Origin of the sequence: Rubinisphaera margarita, assembly GCF_022267515.1 — a bacterium.
GTDB classification, from domain to species: Bacteria; Planctomycetota; Planctomycetia; order Planctomycetales; family Planctomycetaceae; genus Rubinisphaera; species Rubinisphaera margarita.
Map to the genome: position 1 here is coordinate 90,692 of NZ_JAKFGB010000022.1, position 17,170 is coordinate 107,861.

Below are 17,170 nucleotides of genomic sequence, written 5' to 3' on the forward strand. Positions count from 1 at the left end.
GGCCAGGGTTTCGATGCTTCGTATTGCCTCCGCACTTCGCATTCGAGCCGTTTCCCCAAAGGGATCACCGCCCCGTGCTGCAAAAACCCGGCGTTTCAGACGAACATTCGCTCAGACACGGCTACTGTCGAGTGTGTCTAGCTGGAGAAAATTCAAACTGCGACTGCAGGAGGCAGCATCAAAGTGCTCTAGTTGTTGAGATAGACGGGATGACAGTCGTTACAACTCTTGTTGAGCAGTTCGAAACCGGCCTGGAACTCCTCGAAGTCATCCCCTTCGGCTCCCTGCAGCATCTGTCCGGCCCCATCGATCAGTTCGCGGCAATACTTCTGATATTCCTCTTCGTCGGCGAAGACGTAATCTTCTTCGTGGACGACCTGCCCCAGTGCTCGCAGCAGAGCCGCCCGGGCGATTGCCTGATCTTTTTCGTTCTGTAGTTCTTTTTCGTTGCTGATTGTCGTTCGCAGCCAGTCGTTATGTGAACGAATTTTCTGCATCAACAGATTACGATCTGCGACATCGCTGAAAACGGTTTCCTGGTCCGACTCCGGCAATTCCGCTGGCGATCCGCCGTTCAGAATTTCGACGATATTCAGGAACGCCATTTCGGCTTCTTCAAACGCCGGCCGTCCGCGACTCTCAGCTGCAATGGCGATGTTCGACGAAAGATCTCTCACGAAGTGAGCTTTGTCTTTCCAGGTGAAGTCACCGCTATGTTCGGTCGCAATCCCGGCCAGAGCGGCCAGAGTCGCTCCGTCAATCTTGATGTTAAGCAACTCCCGATTGAAGTTCCCGACGGAATTCAGATTCGCCGTCAGCGTATTTCTCAATCGCGTCACCTCTTCAAGCAGCCGCTCTTCAGTGATCACCGTATTCCACGCGACACCGTCGCCGGAGGCTGGAGATTCCACGGGCGGCGTGGTGGCCGGTTGAGAGGGATTCATCGTCCCTGGCGAAGTGTCGGGGGACGCCGGATTCATTGTCACCGCAGGAATCGGCTGACTCGGCGTCGTATTCTCCGCAGCCACATTCAACGGACGATCGAAGAAGACATCGTAAGGAATGCCGTCGACATATTTCCGGCCGTTGTCGCCGGACTGCGAGGGAGCATCAGACGTTTTCGCTGCCGGTGTCGTTTCGGCGGCGGTGTCCTGCTGCGGAGCTGGATCCCCGGCCTGTGGAGCAGCGGGTTGGGGATCCTCCGAACCGCCACAGCCTGCGAGGACGAGCAGCATCGCCGACAGAACAAACACCGTGCAGCCGTGCATTGGCCATGTTCGCCCGAGGAGAGTCTGAGGAATAGTGAGGACCGATACGGAACGTCTCTGATACATCAGCAGGGGTATTTCCAAAGCAGAGAAATCAGCGTCAATTGAATGGAACCGAGCCGGTCGAAATGAACTGGCCTACTCCCGGGTCCAGTCGTATCGTATACTTCTTTTGACGCGTTTTCCAGACGATTGTAGTGCGAGTGCAACCGAACTTCGGCAGTCCGTGTGCGAGCGCCAGACCCCGGAAACCGACCAGAAACAGGAACGGAACGTCAAAAATGCGAGACACACTGCGAGGTCAATTTCTGCTGGCGACCAAGCATCTGCACGATCCCAACTTCTTTCGCTCAGCGGTCCTGCTTCTGGAACACAATCACGAAGGCGCCATGGGCGTCATTATCAATCGCCCCTCGTCCGTGAATCTCTCTCACGCTCTCGTGGGCCATTTCGATGTCCCCCCCAATGAGAGCGTAATTTACGTCGGCGGTCCGGTCGAACCATCGGCTCTCAGCATGCTGCATGGCGATGCCGCCTGGGGAGAAGACGATCTGGCTGTTGTCCCCGGCGTCTATGTCGGCGGCAGTGCCGAGGCCTTTGAAGAAGTGGTCATCAATTCCACGAGCACCGGCTGCAATGTGCCGTTCCGGATCTTCTCCGGCTACGCAGGCTGGGGCAGCGGTCAGCTCGAAAGTGAGATCAACCGGGGCGACTGGTTCACACTCCAGGCTCGTTCCGAGTTTGTGTTCTCCGACCAGCCTTACGACATCTGGGATGAACTGATTCGGGAATTCCATCGTCAGCACCGCATGCTGCCTATTCCAGCCGATAAAGCGGAATGGAACTGAGTCGAGTTTTCTGACTCATTCGTGCTGAGACCTGCTTTTCCGCGTTTTGCGATCAAACGCGTTTGAAATGCCCCTCCAATTCCGGCATGATGAACACGGGTTCTTCACCCGGCGGGAGCTCGCCCGCGCTTTGAATACGGTTCTGATCCGCCTTGGGAGGGGCTCGATCTATGAGATCACGCAGCCGCGTCAACGTCTCACTTCTCGTGCTTCTACTGATGTTGAGCCTCGCTGACTGCTGTCAGGCGCAGGAACCTGAAGACGCGAAGCAACCGCAGATCCTCGTGCTCGATACGACGGCCTCTGTCTTCAACGAAGCCGACAATTCCGAGGAGTACCGCTTCTACCGGGGCGACGTCATTGACTTCACTCGCAAGACAGACGATCGCTACTACACCGTCGACCCCGACGGCTGGATGCCGGCCAGTGGAGTGATCGAACTCGACAATGCGCTGCAGGCGCTTTCTGGTCGTGGGCGTCGTCGCCGCAACGATCCCGATACCCAGGCCAACCGCGCACTGGTTCTCATGGCTGAGGGCAAACTCGACGAGGCCGAAAAAAATGCCGACCAGCTGCTGACAAACGTTCCGGATCACGTTGCGGGCCTGATCACACGCGCCCTCATTCACCTCGAACAGGCGGATTACGAAAAAGCACAACCCGATCTCGAAAAGGCGTTCCGCAGAGACGCCTCGAACGTGCAGACCATCCTGCTGCTTATTCGCTGCGAACGCGCGAAAGAGAACTACCAGTTCATCGTCGATTTTCTTCAAACCGTTCCGGTGGATGTCGACGCGGATCCCGATCTGCTGATCGAGCGGGCCTATTGCGAATGGATGGTCCTGAAAAGTGAAGAAGCGCTCGCGAGCATCGACAGGGCCATTGAACTTGGCACAAAGCGCGCGGATGCCTGGCACACTCGCGGCAACATCCTGATGTCCATCGGCCGACTTGAAGAAGCGGTCGAGACCTTCACACTTGCGATCGAACGCAATCCCGAGGCGATCAACTCCTACTACTTCAGAGCCGACTGTCTCGGGCAGCTCGGCGAGTACGGTCCTGCAATCGATGACTACACGCGACTGCTTGAGGCAGACAGCAGTGATCACTCCGCTCGAATCGCCCGAGGCCGGCTGTATCGCACCGTCAACGAGACGCAACTCGCCCGGGAAGACTTCGATTACGTCGCCACGAACGCTGAGGACAAAGTCGTCGTTGCCGAGGCGACTTTTCTTCGCGGCCTGACTGCTGAAGATTCCGGCAATGCCGAAGAGGCATTCAAGGATTACAGCCGCAGTATCGAGCTGGATCCCACCCAGGCGGCTCCGCTGCGCGAACGGGGGCGGTTGAACTTTTCCTTCAACGATCCCACGGCTGCCGAAAAGGATCTGTTGCAGGCGATCGAAATCGATTCCGAAGACAGTCTCGCCCTGCGGTTTCTCGGCGATCTTTATCGACTTCAGGAACGATCGGAAGACTCGCTCGAAGCCTATACCGATGCAATCGAGATTGACCCCGATGACGCGGTCGCCTGGAACAACCGCGGCATCGTGCACGAGATGCTGAATCAGCCCGAAGACGCGATCGAGAACTACGAAATCGCACTGACACTCCGTCCCGGCGACACAACATTCGCGACGAACCTGGCTGCTTTGCATCGCAACCGTGGAGAGCACGACCAGGCCGACCGTCGACTCGCGGAGGTCATCGAAGCCTTTCAGGGTGAAGACCAGAGTCCCCTGGCCGAGATCTATTATCATCGGGGAGAGAACGCCCGTTTCGCTCAGAAGCTTGAACAGGCCGTCGAGTTTTATCGAGAAGCCATTCAGCTGAACGGGCAGCACGCCAACGCTCACAACTCTTGCGGGATCTGCCTGGATCAACTGGGGCAATCCAGTGAGGCGATCGATTGCTACAACGCGGCTCTGAAACTCAGCCCGGGATCAGCGGTGATTCTCGTCAACCGCGGGGACGCATTCCGCAACAGCGGGGAATTACAGGCCGCACTCGACGACTACGATGAAGCCGTCCGACAGAGCAGTGACTACACCATCGCTTACAACCAGCGAGGCCTGCTTTATCTGAACGTGAGTAACTATGAACTTGCCGCCCGGGATTTCCGGAAGGCGCTGGAGTTGAACCCCGAATACACACTCGCGCGGGCCAATCTTGCCGATACGCTGCGGTACGACCAGAAACTGGTCGACGCGATCGCCGAGTATTCGCTGGCTCTGGTCGCCGCCCCACTGAATGTCTCCCTGCTTTACGGACGGGGCGAATGCTACCGTCAGCTGAACCGGCGAGCAGAAGCCGAGGCCGCTTACAGAACAGCCCTGGCTCAGGACAACAACTACGATCTGGCCTGGGTTGGACTGGGAGAACTTTACGAAGAGGGCGACCAGCTGGCGGGGGCGGTCGACTTCTACACTCGGGCCATTGAGATTACGCCCGATTATCTGTGGGCCCTCTACCGGCGTGGATTCTGTTTGTCGCTCCTTAATCGCGATGAAGAATGCATCACCGATTTCGATCGTGTCCTCGAACTCAATCCCGATCACCTCAACGCCCGACTCTTCCGCGCCAATTCCTACCGCGATCTGGAACAGTTTGAGAAGGCACTGCCAGACTACGAACGGGCTCTGCAGGTCGATGACGAATATGTTTACATGTTTCTCGGGCGAGGACTTTGCTTCGAGATGATGGAACAGTACGGGGCGGCCATCGACGATTACTCGAAAGTGATCGAACTCGAACCGACGATGTCGGGCGGCTTCACCGATCGGGCCCGTTTGCACGCCTCCGTGACCGATCCGTCCATCTTCAATCCGAAGCAGGCTCTCCGTGATGCGAAGAAAGCCTGCACGCTCACGGAGAACAACGATCCGATCGCGCTGGAAGCTCTGGCGATGGCCCACGCGGCTGGCGGAGAATTTGACAGCGCCGCTGAGTTGCAGAAGCAGGCGATTCGACTCGCCGAAGAGCGGGGGACCTACAACAACCAATATCTCCGCGAAGCCAACGAGCGCCTCAAGCTGTACACGAAACGCAAACCGTACGTGCTGGCGACCAGAAGTAAGGACACCCGAGAGACGCCGAAAACGTCGCCGGGAAAACCCGCGACTAAACCTTCTGCAACACGTCGTCGTGGCTCAGAAGGCCTGACCGGCGGTGCGGGGTCCCTGTTCGGATCGTCTGCTCTCCCGAAGGACAAGGAGCCGGAAGCCCCCGCTCCACCTGCGGAAGACAGCGAAATTCCAGCCCCACCCGCTCTGTAACAGGTCGGGCCTGGAGAGGCCTGCGGGACGTCCGCGCATGAAGAAACAGGCGATCCATTCCGGGAATGAATCGCCTGCTTTGTTCCATCACAAAAGGAAAGCGATCGCGCGTGTCGCGGCGAACTAGTCTTCCTTCTTGGTCTTTTTCTTCTTCTTGCCGATCACGGTCTTCATGACGCGGACCTTCGGCAGGCCAACAGGGCTCTGGCCTGCGACCCAACGGTCTTCGCCCTGAAGGAATGCGATCCGCTCGCCGCGCTTGAGCACGTTACGAGAACGCCGCATCTTGCTGCTGGCTTTCAGGCTGTTATCCAGTGACATGACAGTAACCTTACTCGATATCGTTAAAGTGGGGCCAACTTGCTCGTTCAGCAAAGCCTGCAACCAGTATCGGTCACATGAAAACGAGCCGGATATGGTAATCTGCTCCAAAATCAAACGCAAGCGTGAATAGGCGCCTGAGTTTAGGCGTCCAGCGTCTACTCCGTCGGGGGCTCGATGCCGAAGTCTCGGATCGTCAGCAGGGTTCGATGCGGCAGGTTCCGTTCAGCAAACGCAGCTGCTCCGCCTTCGAGCCGGTCGACAATTCCCGCCACCGCAATGACTTCACAGCCGAAATCCTGGATCCGGTCCACGGCCAGCAGGGCACTGCCTCCGGTCGTCACAACGTCTTCCACGATAACGACTTTCATCCCGGGCTTAACCGGCCCTTCGACATATTTATTCGTGCCGTGCCCCTTCGATTCCTTCCGAATCATGAAGCCCACGACATCCCGGTTCGCTTCCGCGGCTACGGTCAGCATGCCGCCAACAATCGGATCGGCTCCGATCGACATCCCGCCAATGGCGTCGAAATCGAACTCTTCCAGCAGTTCCCAGAATCCGAGGGAAACGAGCCGCAGCCCCTCAGCGTGCAGAGTGACCTGCTTGCCATCGAGGTAATATTTCGCCTTCCGTCCGGAAGCGAGGGTGAAGTCGCCGAATTTGAGGGCTCGTTCGTGAAACAATTCTTTCAAACGGGTCAGATTGGGCATAGCTACGGACTTTGAGTTCATGAATGTTCTGGGTGTGCCACTGGCTCCGCCAGTGCAAAAATGCCGCCGATCCAGACGCATGTTCTCGTGCAGAACGGTCGCGACTCGGAATTTTCGCATCGATCGACAGTTTGCGGGCTGATATACTGTCTCGGTGGTGCACGATACCAAATCTCGATTCGGACCTGAAGCTGGCGGGGAAATTCATGGAATTGACGCGACGACGCGCACTGATGGCAATGGGACTGCTCGCCGCCGGCGGTCCGTCCGCCTTCGCCAAACGACAGGACCCCAAAGTCAAACTGGCCGTCACACGGGCACTCGACTATCTGGTCCGTGACCAAAAACGGCAGGGCTACTGGGAAGCCAACGGCGGCCAGTATCGCGTCGCCATGACCGCCCTGTCCGGCATGGCTCTCCTCTGCGAAGGCTCGACCACGACTCGCGGCAAGTACGCGAAAACCGTCCGCACGGCTGTCGACTATCTCGTCGACATGTCGCAGCCCAATGGGCTCATCGGCTACGAAAAGGACTACCACTACACCTACGGGCACGGCTTCTCGATGCTCTTTCTTTCCCAGGTGCTCGGTGAAGAAGAAGGAGCCGAGCGACGGAAGAACCTCCTGAGAGTCCTCAAGAACGCGGTCGCCTTCAGCGGCTACGCCCAGACCAGTCGAGGCGGCTGGGGCTACGTTTCCGCTAAAGACGGAGGCGATTTCGACGAAGGTTCCACCTGTATCACGCAGGTTCAGGGGCTTCGCGCCTGTCGCAACGCCGGGATCCCGGTGCCAAAGGAGATCATCGACCAGGCCAAGCAGTACATCAAAGATTGCACCACCGATAAAGGGGGCGTGCAGTACAGCATCCGCGGCGGGGGAGAGCGGCCGCCAATCACCGCAGCCGCGGTCGCAGCCATGTACAGCGCCGGCGAATACGAAGAATCGGACCATGTCACCAAGATGCTCGAGTTCTGCAAGGACAACATCTGGCCGAGCCCGAGCGGCAACACCAACTACTTCGGCCACTGGCATTACACGCACTACTATTATGCTCAGGTGATGTACCGCGATCCGGACCTCTGGACACGCTACTTCGACGACATCTCCCGCCAGATTCTCCCCAAGCAGAACGCCTCGGGAGCCTGGAAAGAAGGGCACATCGGCGACGTCTACACGACCGCCATCAACGCCACGATCCTCCAGCTCGACAATGGTTACGTCCCGATTTATCAGCGATAACACGCCTTACCCCGCAGCGTTTCACTGATTTTCTGAGGAAGACGTCCAACTCGACAGGGTGGCATAGACATTCGAGACGTTCATGGCGCAGCCTCTTGTCGCTGCGCGATCCGGCCCAGTTTCGCCCGACCACCCCGAGGACGCGGCGTGATCTGATCGAAGCGAACGCGACCTACAGTTGCCACCGGACGCGAAACCGGGCAGAATGAAGGGCGACGGTTCCCCGGCCATCCATTGAGACAATTCCATGCAGCAGAACGACCCTCATCACGTGAATTACGGCAAGATTTTCCTCGGACTGTGCGGGCTGACCCTGCTGTCGGTGCTGATTGACGTGGCGGCAATGCCATCGTGGGAAGTGATTGTCGCCCTGCTCGTGCTGGCCGTGGCGGCTGCCAAGGCCGGGCTCGTGATGCTCTATTTCATGCATCTGAAGTTCGAGCGGGCCTGGAAATACGCCCTGCTGGCACCGACGATCATCCTCTCGATCGGCATGATCCTGGCCCTGTTTCCGGATATCTCCCTGCATTACTACCCGCTGGATGTGCCTCAGGTCGACTGACACCACACGGCCGCCCCGAAGCGGAATTCCGTCAATTTGTCGCAACCCGCCGCCCGCAGACTCATTTTTCCAGGCCCGAGGCCTACACTTCGGCATGCGGGCGAGTGTCGGTGACTGCACCGGCGGTCCGCTACTCTTCCCCCGCGTATCGAACTCGGTCTGATTATGTCCTCAGCGGAAAATAACGATCCTGTCAGCGACATCCCGCCTTCGTCGAACGAACGATCTTTCGTGATGCGTCGCACGATCGGCGGCATTCTCTGGCTGCTGGTTGGTGTTTCCCTCCTCGTGATGTGGTTCACCCCGGCTCGCCCGAATGTCGGACAACTGAACGATGCTTCGACGATTGAGATGATCTCTGAGGTCGAGCTCGAACAGCGCGAGGTCGCCAGCTTTTCGCTGACCGAACGCAGCGGCGAAACGGTGACGAAACAGGACCTGCTTGGCCAGCCGTGGGTGGTGAACTTCATCTTCACCCGCTGCGTGATGTCCTGCCCCGGCAACACCAAAGCGATGATGGAGCTGGCCGAGAACTGCGAAGACACCGACGTAAAGCTCGTCACGATCACGGTCGATCCGGAACACGATACCCCCGAACGGCTGCAGGATTACTCGGAAATCTACGGAGCAGACCCCGAACAGTGGCTCTTCCTCACTGGGGAAAAGGACGAGATTCACGACCTGATCCGCAACAGCTTTCTGCAGGCGGTGGAAGAACGAACCGGTAAAGACCGGCTGCTCGGCTTCGAGTTCGCCCACACCGACCGGGTGATGCACATCAACGAAGAGGGCCTGATCGTCGGCCAGTACCTGGCGACTGATCCGGTTTCGATGGCGACCCTGGCTCGCGTGCTCCACGGGGAAATGGAGACGCCGGAGAAGAACGAATTCCTCGTCCCCAAAGCCGCCTCCGGAGACCTTCCTGCAGAAGCCGGCACCTCGACAGCAGCAGACGCAGACGTGCCAGGTGAAGACGTCGAACAGGTTGAAGCCGCCGAGCCGGTCGTCCCCGGCTGGCTGAAAACACTCCCGGCAGTCAACGCGAGCCTCAATGGGTTGGCGACGGTGCTGCTCGTGATCGGGTTCATTCTGATCAAGCAGAAAAAGGTTCAGGCTCACAAGACAACCATGCTGACCGCCTTCGGCGTCTCGGCTGTCTTTCTCGCCTGTTATCTGACCTACCATTTCGGCCTGCAGGCGTATACGGGGGAATCGTCGAAGAGTTTTCCCGACCTGGGATTCATCCGGCAGGTGTATCTGGTGATCCTGATCAGTCATATCCTGCTCGCGGTGACCGTGCCGGTTCTGGCGGGAATGACGATTTATCTGGGCCTTCGCGGCCGGATCGAACGACATCGCACGATCGCTCGAATCACGTTCCCTATCTGGTTGTATGTGTCCGTCACTGGCGTCATAATCTATTTCATGCTGTACCATCTGGCGGGAGTCGCCTGACCGAGTTGTGACGTCCATGAGAACGATGCGAAACCTCATTCTGGCCTGCCTGCTGCTGGGAATTCTGCCCGGACTGGCTGAACCCGCGCCGTGTTCGGCCTGTCCGATGTGCAAGACGGCAACGGAAACGGCCGACGATCAGTCGCGACCCGCCGCCTACATGGCCAGCATTCTCACGATGCTCAGCATGCCTTCGATTCTGTTTGCCGTCGCTGGTGTCACCCTGTATCGGATGACCCGCCGGGAAGAATCGCAGCTTGCCGACCTGACGGAAGCTGATGACAGGAATCCGGACGAACCGCTCGTCTGAATCTGCTGAATGGCTGCAGCTCATATCGTGTTGCCGTGCTACCGCAGCCGGCGACGATCGACCCTCTCTTAATCTCCGTTGAACTGATTGTCTGGTCCATGTCCGAAGAGTATTCGAAGTACGGTTTCTCGACCCGCGCTGTCCACTCCGGCGTCAACAAAGACTCCCTCTACAACAGCTGCACTACGCCGATCTACACCTCGTCGACGTACTACTGGAACGACCTGACGACCAACAGCGGCTACGACTACACCCGCAGCGCCAACCCGACCCGCAAAGCTCTCGAAGAGAACATTGCCTCCCTCGAAGGGGGCGTCGGTGCCCAGGCAACGGCTACCGGCATGGCGGCCATCACCACGGTGATGCATTTGTTCGTCCCGGGTGATCACATCATCGCCGGCAACGACATTTATGGTGGCACCTACCGTCTGTTCGCCGATGTCTTCACCAAGATGGGGCTTCGCTTTTCCTTCGTCGACATGGGCAACGCCGACGCCGTCCGTGAAGCGATCACCCCGGATACCAAGTGCATCTGGATTGAAACGCCGAGCAACCCACTCCTGAATGTGGTCGACATTGAAGCGGTGACCGCCGTCGCCCGCGAACGCCGGCTGCTCACCATTGCCGACAATACCTTCCTGTCGCCGTATCTGCAGCGCCCCTTCGAGATGGGCGTCGATATCATCGTCCACTCGACCACGAAGTACCTAAACGGTCACTCCGATGTCGTCGGCGGCTGCGTCGTCTCCAAGACCAAAGAACACGCCGACAAGGTTGCCTACATCGTCAACGCACTCGGCCTTGGCTGTTCGCCGTTCGATGCGTTTCTCGTCCTGCGTGGCGTAAAGTCGCTCGGCCCCCGCATGGAAGCCCATCAGAAAGGCGCCATGGCCGTCGCCCGAATGTTGGACGGACATGCGAACGTCGAAAAGGTCTACTACCCGGGCCTCGAATCGCATCCGGATCACGAGCTCGCCAAGCGTCAGCAGAAGGGCTTTGGCGGCATGGTCAGCTTCGACATCAAAGGGGGCCGCCCGGCTGCCGAGAAGCTCTTCGCCCGCACGAAGCTGTTCCAGCTGGCCGAATCGCTTGGCGGGATTGAATCGCTGATCGAATACCCGGAAACGATGAGCCACGCCTCAATGACCGCCCAGGCCCGCCTTGCGGCCGGCATCAGCGAGAAAACGATCCGCATCTCCGTCGGCATCGAAGACCCGCAAGACCTCGTCGCCGACCTGAAGCAGGCCCTCGAAGGCTAAGCCAGAACAAAGCAGGGTGGCTCGACCACAACTGCGGCCGGGTCGCGCCGCGACCAGAGGCTGCGCCATCGTCGATGAGCTATTCTCAGGCCGCCCGATCTGCGCGGATCGGGTAGCCCCGGTTGCTCCGCTACCGGGGCCGACGCAGACGGCAAGAGGTCTCATACGAGACGTTACGGCCAGGCACAGATCGCAGCATCAACGGCCTCGCTGGCAGATCCGCTCGGGCTGACTCAACAGGCGCGACCCGATGCTTCTGTGAGACGTCCAAGCTGCGTTCGGGCACACAATTGCTGGGATACGCTTCGCTATCTCAGCCTACGGAGCGAGGGACTTACTTCACGTTCTCGGGGACGAGTTTGCGGAGTTCCCGATTGAGGAAGCTTTCGACGTCGCGGGCGAGTTCCTGCTGCTTGGCGTACGCGGCAATCGACTCGGCCTTTTTGATCGTCAGGTTGCGAATCACTTCCTTGATTTCCGGAATCGCGTGCGGGCTGACACTGATCTGACGGATGCCCATGCCAATCAGCAGCGGCACGCAACGGGGATCGGAACTCATCTGGCCGCAGACCGACACTGGAATGTCGTGATTCTTGGCCGCCTTGACCACCATGTCGATCATGCGAATGATCGCCGGATCAGCCGGGTTGTGCCATTTGGCGACCTGAGGATCGGACCGATCCGCAGCGAGCGTGTACTGGATCAGATCGTTGGTGCCGATCGAGAAGAAATCGACCTCGCGAGCGAATTCTTCGGCCATGAGAACCGTCGCCGGGACTTCGACCATTATGCCGAGGGAGACCTCGCTGTTGAACGGAATCTTCTGTTCTTCCAGGTCTTCCATCACTTCGCGAACGATCAGCCGGGCCTGGCGAAATTCGAGCAGGGAGGAGACGAGCGGGAACATGATGCCGACTTTGGCCCCCACGGAAGCGCGCAGGACGGCGCGAATCTGCGTTTTGAACATGTCCATGTCGTGCAGACTCATCCGGATACTGCGGAGCCCGAGCGCCGGATTGGAATCGTCTCCATAGGATCGTCGGATCCAACCGGGGATTTTGTCGGCTCCCAGGTCGAGGGTCCGGATGGTGATCGGCTGATCCTTGAAAGCCGAGATGACCTCCGTGTAGGCGTTGTAGTGATCTTCTTCCGTCGGAATCGAGTCGCGGCCGAGGTAGAGGAACTCGGTTCGATACAATCCGATACCGTCAGCTCCCTTCTGTTCGCACTGCTCGGCTTCCTGAGGAAACTCGATGTTGCCCATCAGGCTGATGCGGGCGCCATCTTTCGTTTCCGAGACGAGATCACGCATCTGTCGACGGCGAGCGGCCACCGACTTGTACTTCTGTCGAACTTCGTTGATACGCCAGAGCGTGTCGTCATCCGGCTCGATGATGAACTCGCCGCTCGTGCCATCGACGACCACGGTATCGCCGCCCGAAACGTCGGCCAGAAAGGGACCAAGACCGACGATTGCCGGGATCTCAAGAGCAGCCGCGAGAATCGCCGTGTGGCTGGTCCGTCCGCCAACTTCCGTGGCGAACCCGAGGACAACGTCCTTCTTCAGGCCGGCGGTTTCGCTGGGCGTGAGGTTGTGCGCCAGCACGATAACCGGTTGTGTGAGTTCGGCCAGACTTTCCCGCTGCTCACCCAGGAGGTGGCGGAGGATCCGCTTTTCCAGGTCGTAAATATCCGCGGCCCGTTCCGCGAAGTACGCGTTGCCGAGGGCCTGGAATTGCCGGGCATACTTGCGCAGCGTGCGGCTGGCTGCGAACTCCGGGCTGTAGCAGCGATCCTTGATGAGCAGTTCGACTTCAGAAATCAGCTTCGGATCCTGCGCCATCTGAAGATGGGCTCCGAAGATGGCTCCGTACTGCTGCCCGAGAGCTTCGTTGGCGAGCCGCTCGTTCTCGAGGATCTCCGTGGAAACCCCGTCGAGCGCCTGCCGCAGCCGTTCCAACTCCTGATCGACAATCCGGCGGGGGATGAAACGCTGCGGGATGCGGAAGTCTTCACTCCCCATCACGAGCGCATCGCCGACCGCGACGCCGGGGGAGACGGCTATTCCGTTTCTAGTAATCATGGTTCCGTCCGATTGAGCGGAGATGGGATAAGTGGGTGAGTTCTGAGTTTTCGGACTAGCGACACGGTCCCGGTCACCTGGCGGTTCCGTCGAACAACGAAACCGACCTGATTGAACCACGAATTCCTTTCGTGGCGGCAAGAGCAACGTTCCGTTCCTGGATGACGCCGTTCGAGCCCCATGAAAAAACTGTGCTGAAGCACAAGCCTCAGCACAGAATTGTAAAGAGTATTTCCGTTCAGGACAAACCGCCCGAACCTGTCAATTCGAGGCTTATTCCTGCTTGAACATTTCGTTGCTGCGATCGCCGCGCGACAGCAGATACGCCATCAGGTCGAGGATCTCCTCTTCATTGAGCGTATTAAGCAGTGCGTTGGGCATCATCGACGTTTTGGCCGGTTCCATCTCTTCGATGTCTTCCCGCTTCACGACGGCCATCTCGTCCGGGTTCATCATGTTGGTGTTGATCCGGTACGTGTTGCCGGCCAGGTTGACGATTCGGCCGATGACCACCTTGCCGTCGATCGTGACAATCTGCACGGCTGCGTATTGATCGCTGATCTGCTTGCTCGGCAGGACGATCGATTCGAGGATGTCCTTCTTGCTGAAGCGGCCAGCCAGAGCGGTCAGGTCCGGTCCGATGGCTCCCCCCTGTTCGTCGAAACGATGGCAGGCGAAGCAATTCGCGGCAGCAAACATCTGACGGCCGTGCTCGAAGTCGCGGTTTTTCAGCTTCTCGTCGAGCAGCGGAACCAGCTCTTCCATCTTCCAGTCCTTCACAAACGGACGGGATTCGGTCGAAGCCAGCGTGTTCGACTCTTCGGGCGTGGCTTCCAGGATCGGCTTCAGACGTTCTTTGGCTTCTTCATCGACATGAGCCAGTGCATCTTCGCGAATGTGCTGAACGAACAGGCTGAAGCTCGCGCCGCCGCGATACTGCGAAGCCCGGTTGAACCACTTGAAGTACGTCTCCTGCAATTCCGGAGTCCAGCCGGTCGTCAGATGACGCAGCGACTTGGCGTAGTCGATCTGTTCTTCCTGAGTCGGCGCCTTCTGCAGCAGTCCGACCACTTTCTCAGCGGCGGCCGGAGCCTGCAGGTAAACCAGCATCTGAGCGTATTCCGAGTTCAACGGATACGAGCGAGCCGGCACCATCGGGCTGAACTTCTCGATCAGCTGCTGACGCTGGTCATGCGACGGGGGGCCGAGTCGCACGAAGGCGATCGTGTAGACCCGCATCGCGGTCAGCTTCTGAGCTTCGTTCAGCTTCGACCAGTCGAGACTGTTCACGGCGTCCAGAATTTCCGTCAGCTCTTCGCGGCCGTATTCCTGATCGGAGCTCCACTCGGGCAAAGCGCGATCGATCTCGGCATCCTTTCCGGACACCTTTTCGTCACGTTCATAAGAACGAGCCAGCGCCATCAGACCATTCAGAGCTTCCCATGGCTGCTTGGCCTGCAGGGCTTTCTCTTTCCATTCGCTCGTTGGACGATGCTCGATGGCGATCCGAGCGGCGAAGCGAACGAAGCGGTCCTTGTCGTTGAGGAACGGCCAGGCTTTCTTAACGGCATCGGGGTGATCGCCCAGGTGGAGCGTTTCCAGCTGACGGCGAGTGGTCCGTGCCACGGCGTTCGGGTCGTCGAGATCTTCGGTAACCTTGTAACCTTCGATCGGCTTCGTTGATTCCGAGCCTTTGTAAGTCACGCGATACAGCCCCGACTGCACCTTCCGGCCGCCGATGGCGAAGTACATCGCCCCATCTTTCGGATTCACAACCAGGTCGGTCAGCGGCAGCGGAGTTCCGGTGATGAACTCTTCAGCCGTTGCCGCGTACGAAGCTCCATCCGGCTCGAGATGCACGGCGTAAAGCTTGCCGTAACTCCAGTCGCTGGCGAAGAACGCTTTCTGATACTTCTGCGGGAACTTCGCCCCGTACCCGAAGGTCACGCCGGTCGGAGAACCGGGGCCGATGTTGATCGTCGGAGGAACGCTGTCCTGATAGTAAACCGGCCACTTGCCGCCGCCGTTCCGCCAGCCGAACTCGGCTCCGCTGACGACGTGACAAATGCGGGTCGGACGATACCAGGGCGTATTCACATCCCATTCCATGTCGGCATCGTAGGTAAACATCTCGCCTTCTGTGTTGAGGGCAGCGTCGTACTGATTGCGGAATCCGGTCGCGACCAGTTCCCACTCGGTTCCTTCCGGATTGATGCGGCAGATGTATCCGCCCGGAGCAGGGGTCCCTTTCATGAAGCCACGACCATACGGACGAGGCAGCAGCAGATCTTCATCCCAGTGCGTCGGCACGCGGGACTGATCGATTTCGGTCAGATCCGTGCGGTTCCCGCAAACGACATAGAGCCCCTTCTTGTCCTGCGTATGAAACACAGCGTGGGGACCGTGTTCGCCAGTTCCATGCAGCGGGCGCAGCATTTTGACGGTGTCGAGGTTGTCGTCGCCATCGGAATCGGTCACTCGATAGAGGCCGCCTTCGTACTGCTTGGCTTTATTCACGGAGACATACAGCGAGTCGAACGCCCAGAAAAGTCCCTGAGCTTCGCCGATGTCGGCATTGATTTTTTCGACTTTCAGCCCTTCAGTCGTACCGAGCGGCGGAACCGTGACGCGAAAGAGTCCCCCGTACTGATCGCAGACAATCAGCCGACCTTTGGGATCGGTACACATCGAAACCCACGAGCCCTCGACATCAGGGGGAACCGAGTAGAGCAGTTCCACCTGAAAATCTTTGGCGATCTTCATATCAGCGATCGGAGTCGCCATCGCTTTCGGTTCATCATCGTCGTCCTGCTTCGCAGCCGTCGATTCTTCCTTGTCGGGACGCTTCATCGCCGGCTTTTCGGCTTTGGTATTCTCTTTCTTCTTGCCGATTTCGCGGAGTCGAACGTTACGGAACTGCACTTTCATGGCTGGTCCACGATGAACCTGAAACGCCAGCAGGCCCTTCATTTCCCGTTCGGAGGGCTGATCGTCGATAATTTCGACGGCGACAACGCCATCAACCTTATGGATCAGTCGCTTGCCGCGAGCAATAATTGTGAGCTCGTGCCATTCGGTCAGATCTTTCTGATCGACTTCGACGTCGAGCTTCTCGGCGTTCTTTTTACCGTCTGCGGTGACGGTCACTTTTTCGCCTCGTTTAGCGACAATGCCCCGACCGCGTTCGTCGTACAGCATGGCCGTGTACTGCGGATTCGGGTGCATATCAGCCTGATAGCCGCCGACCGACCAGGGGCCGACATCTTCCTTCAGCTGGCTGCGATACTGAACGCCGGAGTTATTGTCTCCTTCGAGACGGAACTCGACACGAAGTTCAAAATCGGCGACCTCGCCCCCTTTCCAGATGAGGAACTGGTTATACTTCAGATGGTCGGGCCCGTTGGTTTTGCCGGTGATGACGCCATCTTCGACGGACCACAACTCGGGATTCCCATCCCAGCCGGAAAGATCCTTCCCGTTAAATAACGACTTGAACCCCGGCTCTTCGGCCTGGGCTGCTCCGGCCGCGAGGCCCACGCAGAGAGTCAGCAGAGAATACAGATAAAATCGCACAATTCGCTCCCGAAGTTCGATCGGTGGTGTTGGAATGAGTTCTCAATGAAACGCGGAGAAGGGTTTCCGGATGCACGTCATGTGGCGGAAACTAAAAGCGAGCGGCATTCGGTATCGAACGCCGGCTGGTCACAGAAACAGATTCGCATTCATTGTTGAGAACGTTTCCGGGAATGTCAATCACGTCGAACGCACACTTCGAACCGTGGGAAACGATTTGAAATTCCGCTTCCCGGTCGACTAGGATGTCCAAGAATTCATTTGA

Annotated in this window: 12 protein-coding genes; 7 read left to right on the forward strand and 5 right to left on the reverse strand. The window is 58.3% G+C overall.

Annotated features, from left to right (window positions below):
• Positions 1-188: 188 nt before the first annotated feature.
• Entirely contained in the window at positions 189-1,268 is a 1,080-nt protein-coding gene (locus L1A08_RS21655; RefSeq protein ID WP_238758679.1) for a hypothetical protein, read from the reverse strand.
• Between the two features lie 281 nt (positions 1,269-1,549).
• On the opposite strand from L1A08_RS21655, the gene L1A08_RS21660 reads away from it, so the two are divergent.
• Positions 1,550-2,116 (forward strand): YqgE/AlgH family protein, encoded by a 567-nt coding sequence (locus L1A08_RS21660; protein WP_238758680.1) that lies wholly within the window; start codon positions 1,550-1,552, stop codon positions 2,114-2,116.
• A 170-nt stretch (positions 2,117-2,286) separates the two neighbouring features.
• Entirely contained in the window at positions 2,287-5,391 is a 3,105-nt protein-coding gene (locus tag L1A08_RS21665; protein ID WP_238758681.1) for a tetratricopeptide repeat protein, read from the forward strand.
• A gap of 123 nt (positions 5,392-5,514) precedes the next feature.
• Here L1A08_RS21665 and L1A08_RS21670 read toward each other — a convergent pair whose 3' ends face one another.
• Together L1A08_RS21670 and pyrE are read right to left on the reverse strand one after the other, a co-directional pair.
• Positions 5,515-5,712, reverse strand: coding sequence for a small basic protein (locus L1A08_RS21670; protein ID WP_238758682.1), 198 nt, complete (start codon positions 5,710-5,712; stop codon positions 5,515-5,517).
• Between the two features lie 158 nt (positions 5,713-5,870).
• Entirely contained in the window at positions 5,871-6,425 is a 555-nt protein-coding gene (gene pyrE, locus L1A08_RS21675; protein ID WP_238758683.1) for an orotate phosphoribosyltransferase, read from the reverse strand.
• Between the two features lie 206 nt (positions 6,426-6,631).
• Between pyrE and L1A08_RS21680 the strand changes: the two genes are divergently transcribed.
• The 5 genes from L1A08_RS21680 to L1A08_RS21700 all read left to right on the forward strand — a co-directional run bounded on the left by L1A08_RS21680 (position 6,632) and on the right by L1A08_RS21700 (position 11,249).
• Entirely contained in the window at positions 6,632-7,663 is a 1,032-nt protein-coding gene (locus L1A08_RS21680) for a prenyltransferase/squalene oxidase repeat-containing protein (RefSeq protein ID WP_238758684.1), read from the forward strand.
• A 247-nt stretch (positions 7,664-7,910) separates the two neighbouring features.
• The gene (locus L1A08_RS21685; RefSeq protein WP_238758685.1) at positions 7,911-8,225 is read left to right on the forward strand and encodes a cytochrome C oxidase subunit IV family protein; all 315 of its coding nucleotides are present in this window, start codon (positions 7,911-7,913) and stop codon (positions 8,223-8,225) included.
• Between the two features lie 234 nt (positions 8,226-8,459).
• On the forward strand, positions 8,460-9,680 hold the full coding sequence (locus L1A08_RS21690) for a DUF420 domain-containing protein (RefSeq protein ID WP_238758686.1): 1,221 nt from the start codon (positions 8,460-8,462) through the stop codon (positions 9,678-9,680).
• Positions 9,681-9,705: 25 nt separating this feature from the next.
• Positions 9,706-9,990, forward strand: coding sequence for a hypothetical protein (locus L1A08_RS21695; RefSeq protein ID WP_238758687.1), 285 nt, complete (start codon positions 9,706-9,708; stop codon positions 9,988-9,990).
• 98 nt (positions 9,991-10,088) lie between these two features.
• A complete protein-coding gene (locus tag L1A08_RS21700; RefSeq protein ID WP_238758688.1) occupies positions 10,089-11,249 on the forward strand; it encodes a trans-sulfuration enzyme family protein in 1,161 nt (386 codons plus the stop codon).
• A 334-nt stretch (positions 11,250-11,583) separates the two neighbouring features.
• On the opposite strand, the gene ptsP is transcribed toward L1A08_RS21700, so the two are convergent.
• Together ptsP and L1A08_RS21710 are read right to left on the reverse strand one after the other, a co-directional pair.
• A complete protein-coding gene (gene ptsP / locus L1A08_RS21705) occupies positions 11,584-13,332 on the reverse strand; it encodes a phosphoenolpyruvate--protein phosphotransferase (protein WP_238758689.1) in 1,749 nt (582 codons plus the stop codon).
• 273 nt (positions 13,333-13,605) lie between these two features.
• Positions 13,606-16,905, reverse strand: coding sequence for a family 16 glycoside hydrolase (locus tag L1A08_RS21710; protein WP_238758690.1), 3,300 nt, complete (start codon positions 16,903-16,905; stop codon positions 13,606-13,608).
• Between the last annotated feature and the right edge of the window lie 265 nt (positions 16,906-17,170).

Coding starts and splice junctions, on each gene's coding strand:
- L1A08_RS21655 (WP_238758679.1), bottom strand. CDS start 1,268: ATGCACGGCTGCACGGTGTTTGTTCTGTCGGCGATGCTGCTCGTCCTC.
- L1A08_RS21660 (WP_238758680.1), top strand. CDS start 1,550: ATGCGAGACACACTGCGAGGTCAATTTCTGCTGGCGACCAAGCATCTG.
- L1A08_RS21665 (WP_238758681.1), top strand. CDS start 2,287: ATGAGATCACGCAGCCGCGTCAACGTCTCACTTCTCGTGCTTCTACTG.
- L1A08_RS21670 (WP_238758682.1), bottom strand. CDS start 5,712: ATGTCACTGGATAACAGCCTGAAAGCCAGCAGCAAGATGCGGCGTTCT.
- pyrE (WP_238758683.1), bottom strand. CDS start 6,425: ATGCCCAATCTGACCCGTTTGAAAGAATTGTTTCACGAACGAGCCCTC.
- L1A08_RS21680 (WP_238758684.1), top strand. CDS start 6,632: ATGGAATTGACGCGACGACGCGCACTGATGGCAATGGGACTGCTCGCC.
- L1A08_RS21685 (WP_238758685.1), top strand. CDS start 7,911: ATGCAGCAGAACGACCCTCATCACGTGAATTACGGCAAGATTTTCCTC.
- L1A08_RS21690 (WP_238758686.1), top strand. CDS start 8,460: ATGCGTCGCACGATCGGCGGCATTCTCTGGCTGCTGGTTGGTGTTTCC.
- L1A08_RS21695 (WP_238758687.1), top strand. CDS start 9,706: ATGCGAAACCTCATTCTGGCCTGCCTGCTGCTGGGAATTCTGCCCGGA.
- L1A08_RS21700 (WP_238758688.1), top strand. CDS start 10,089: ATGTCCGAAGAGTATTCGAAGTACGGTTTCTCGACCCGCGCTGTCCAC.
- ptsP (WP_238758689.1), bottom strand. CDS start 13,332: ATGATTACTAGAAACGGAATAGCCGTCTCCCCCGGCGTCGCGGTCGGC.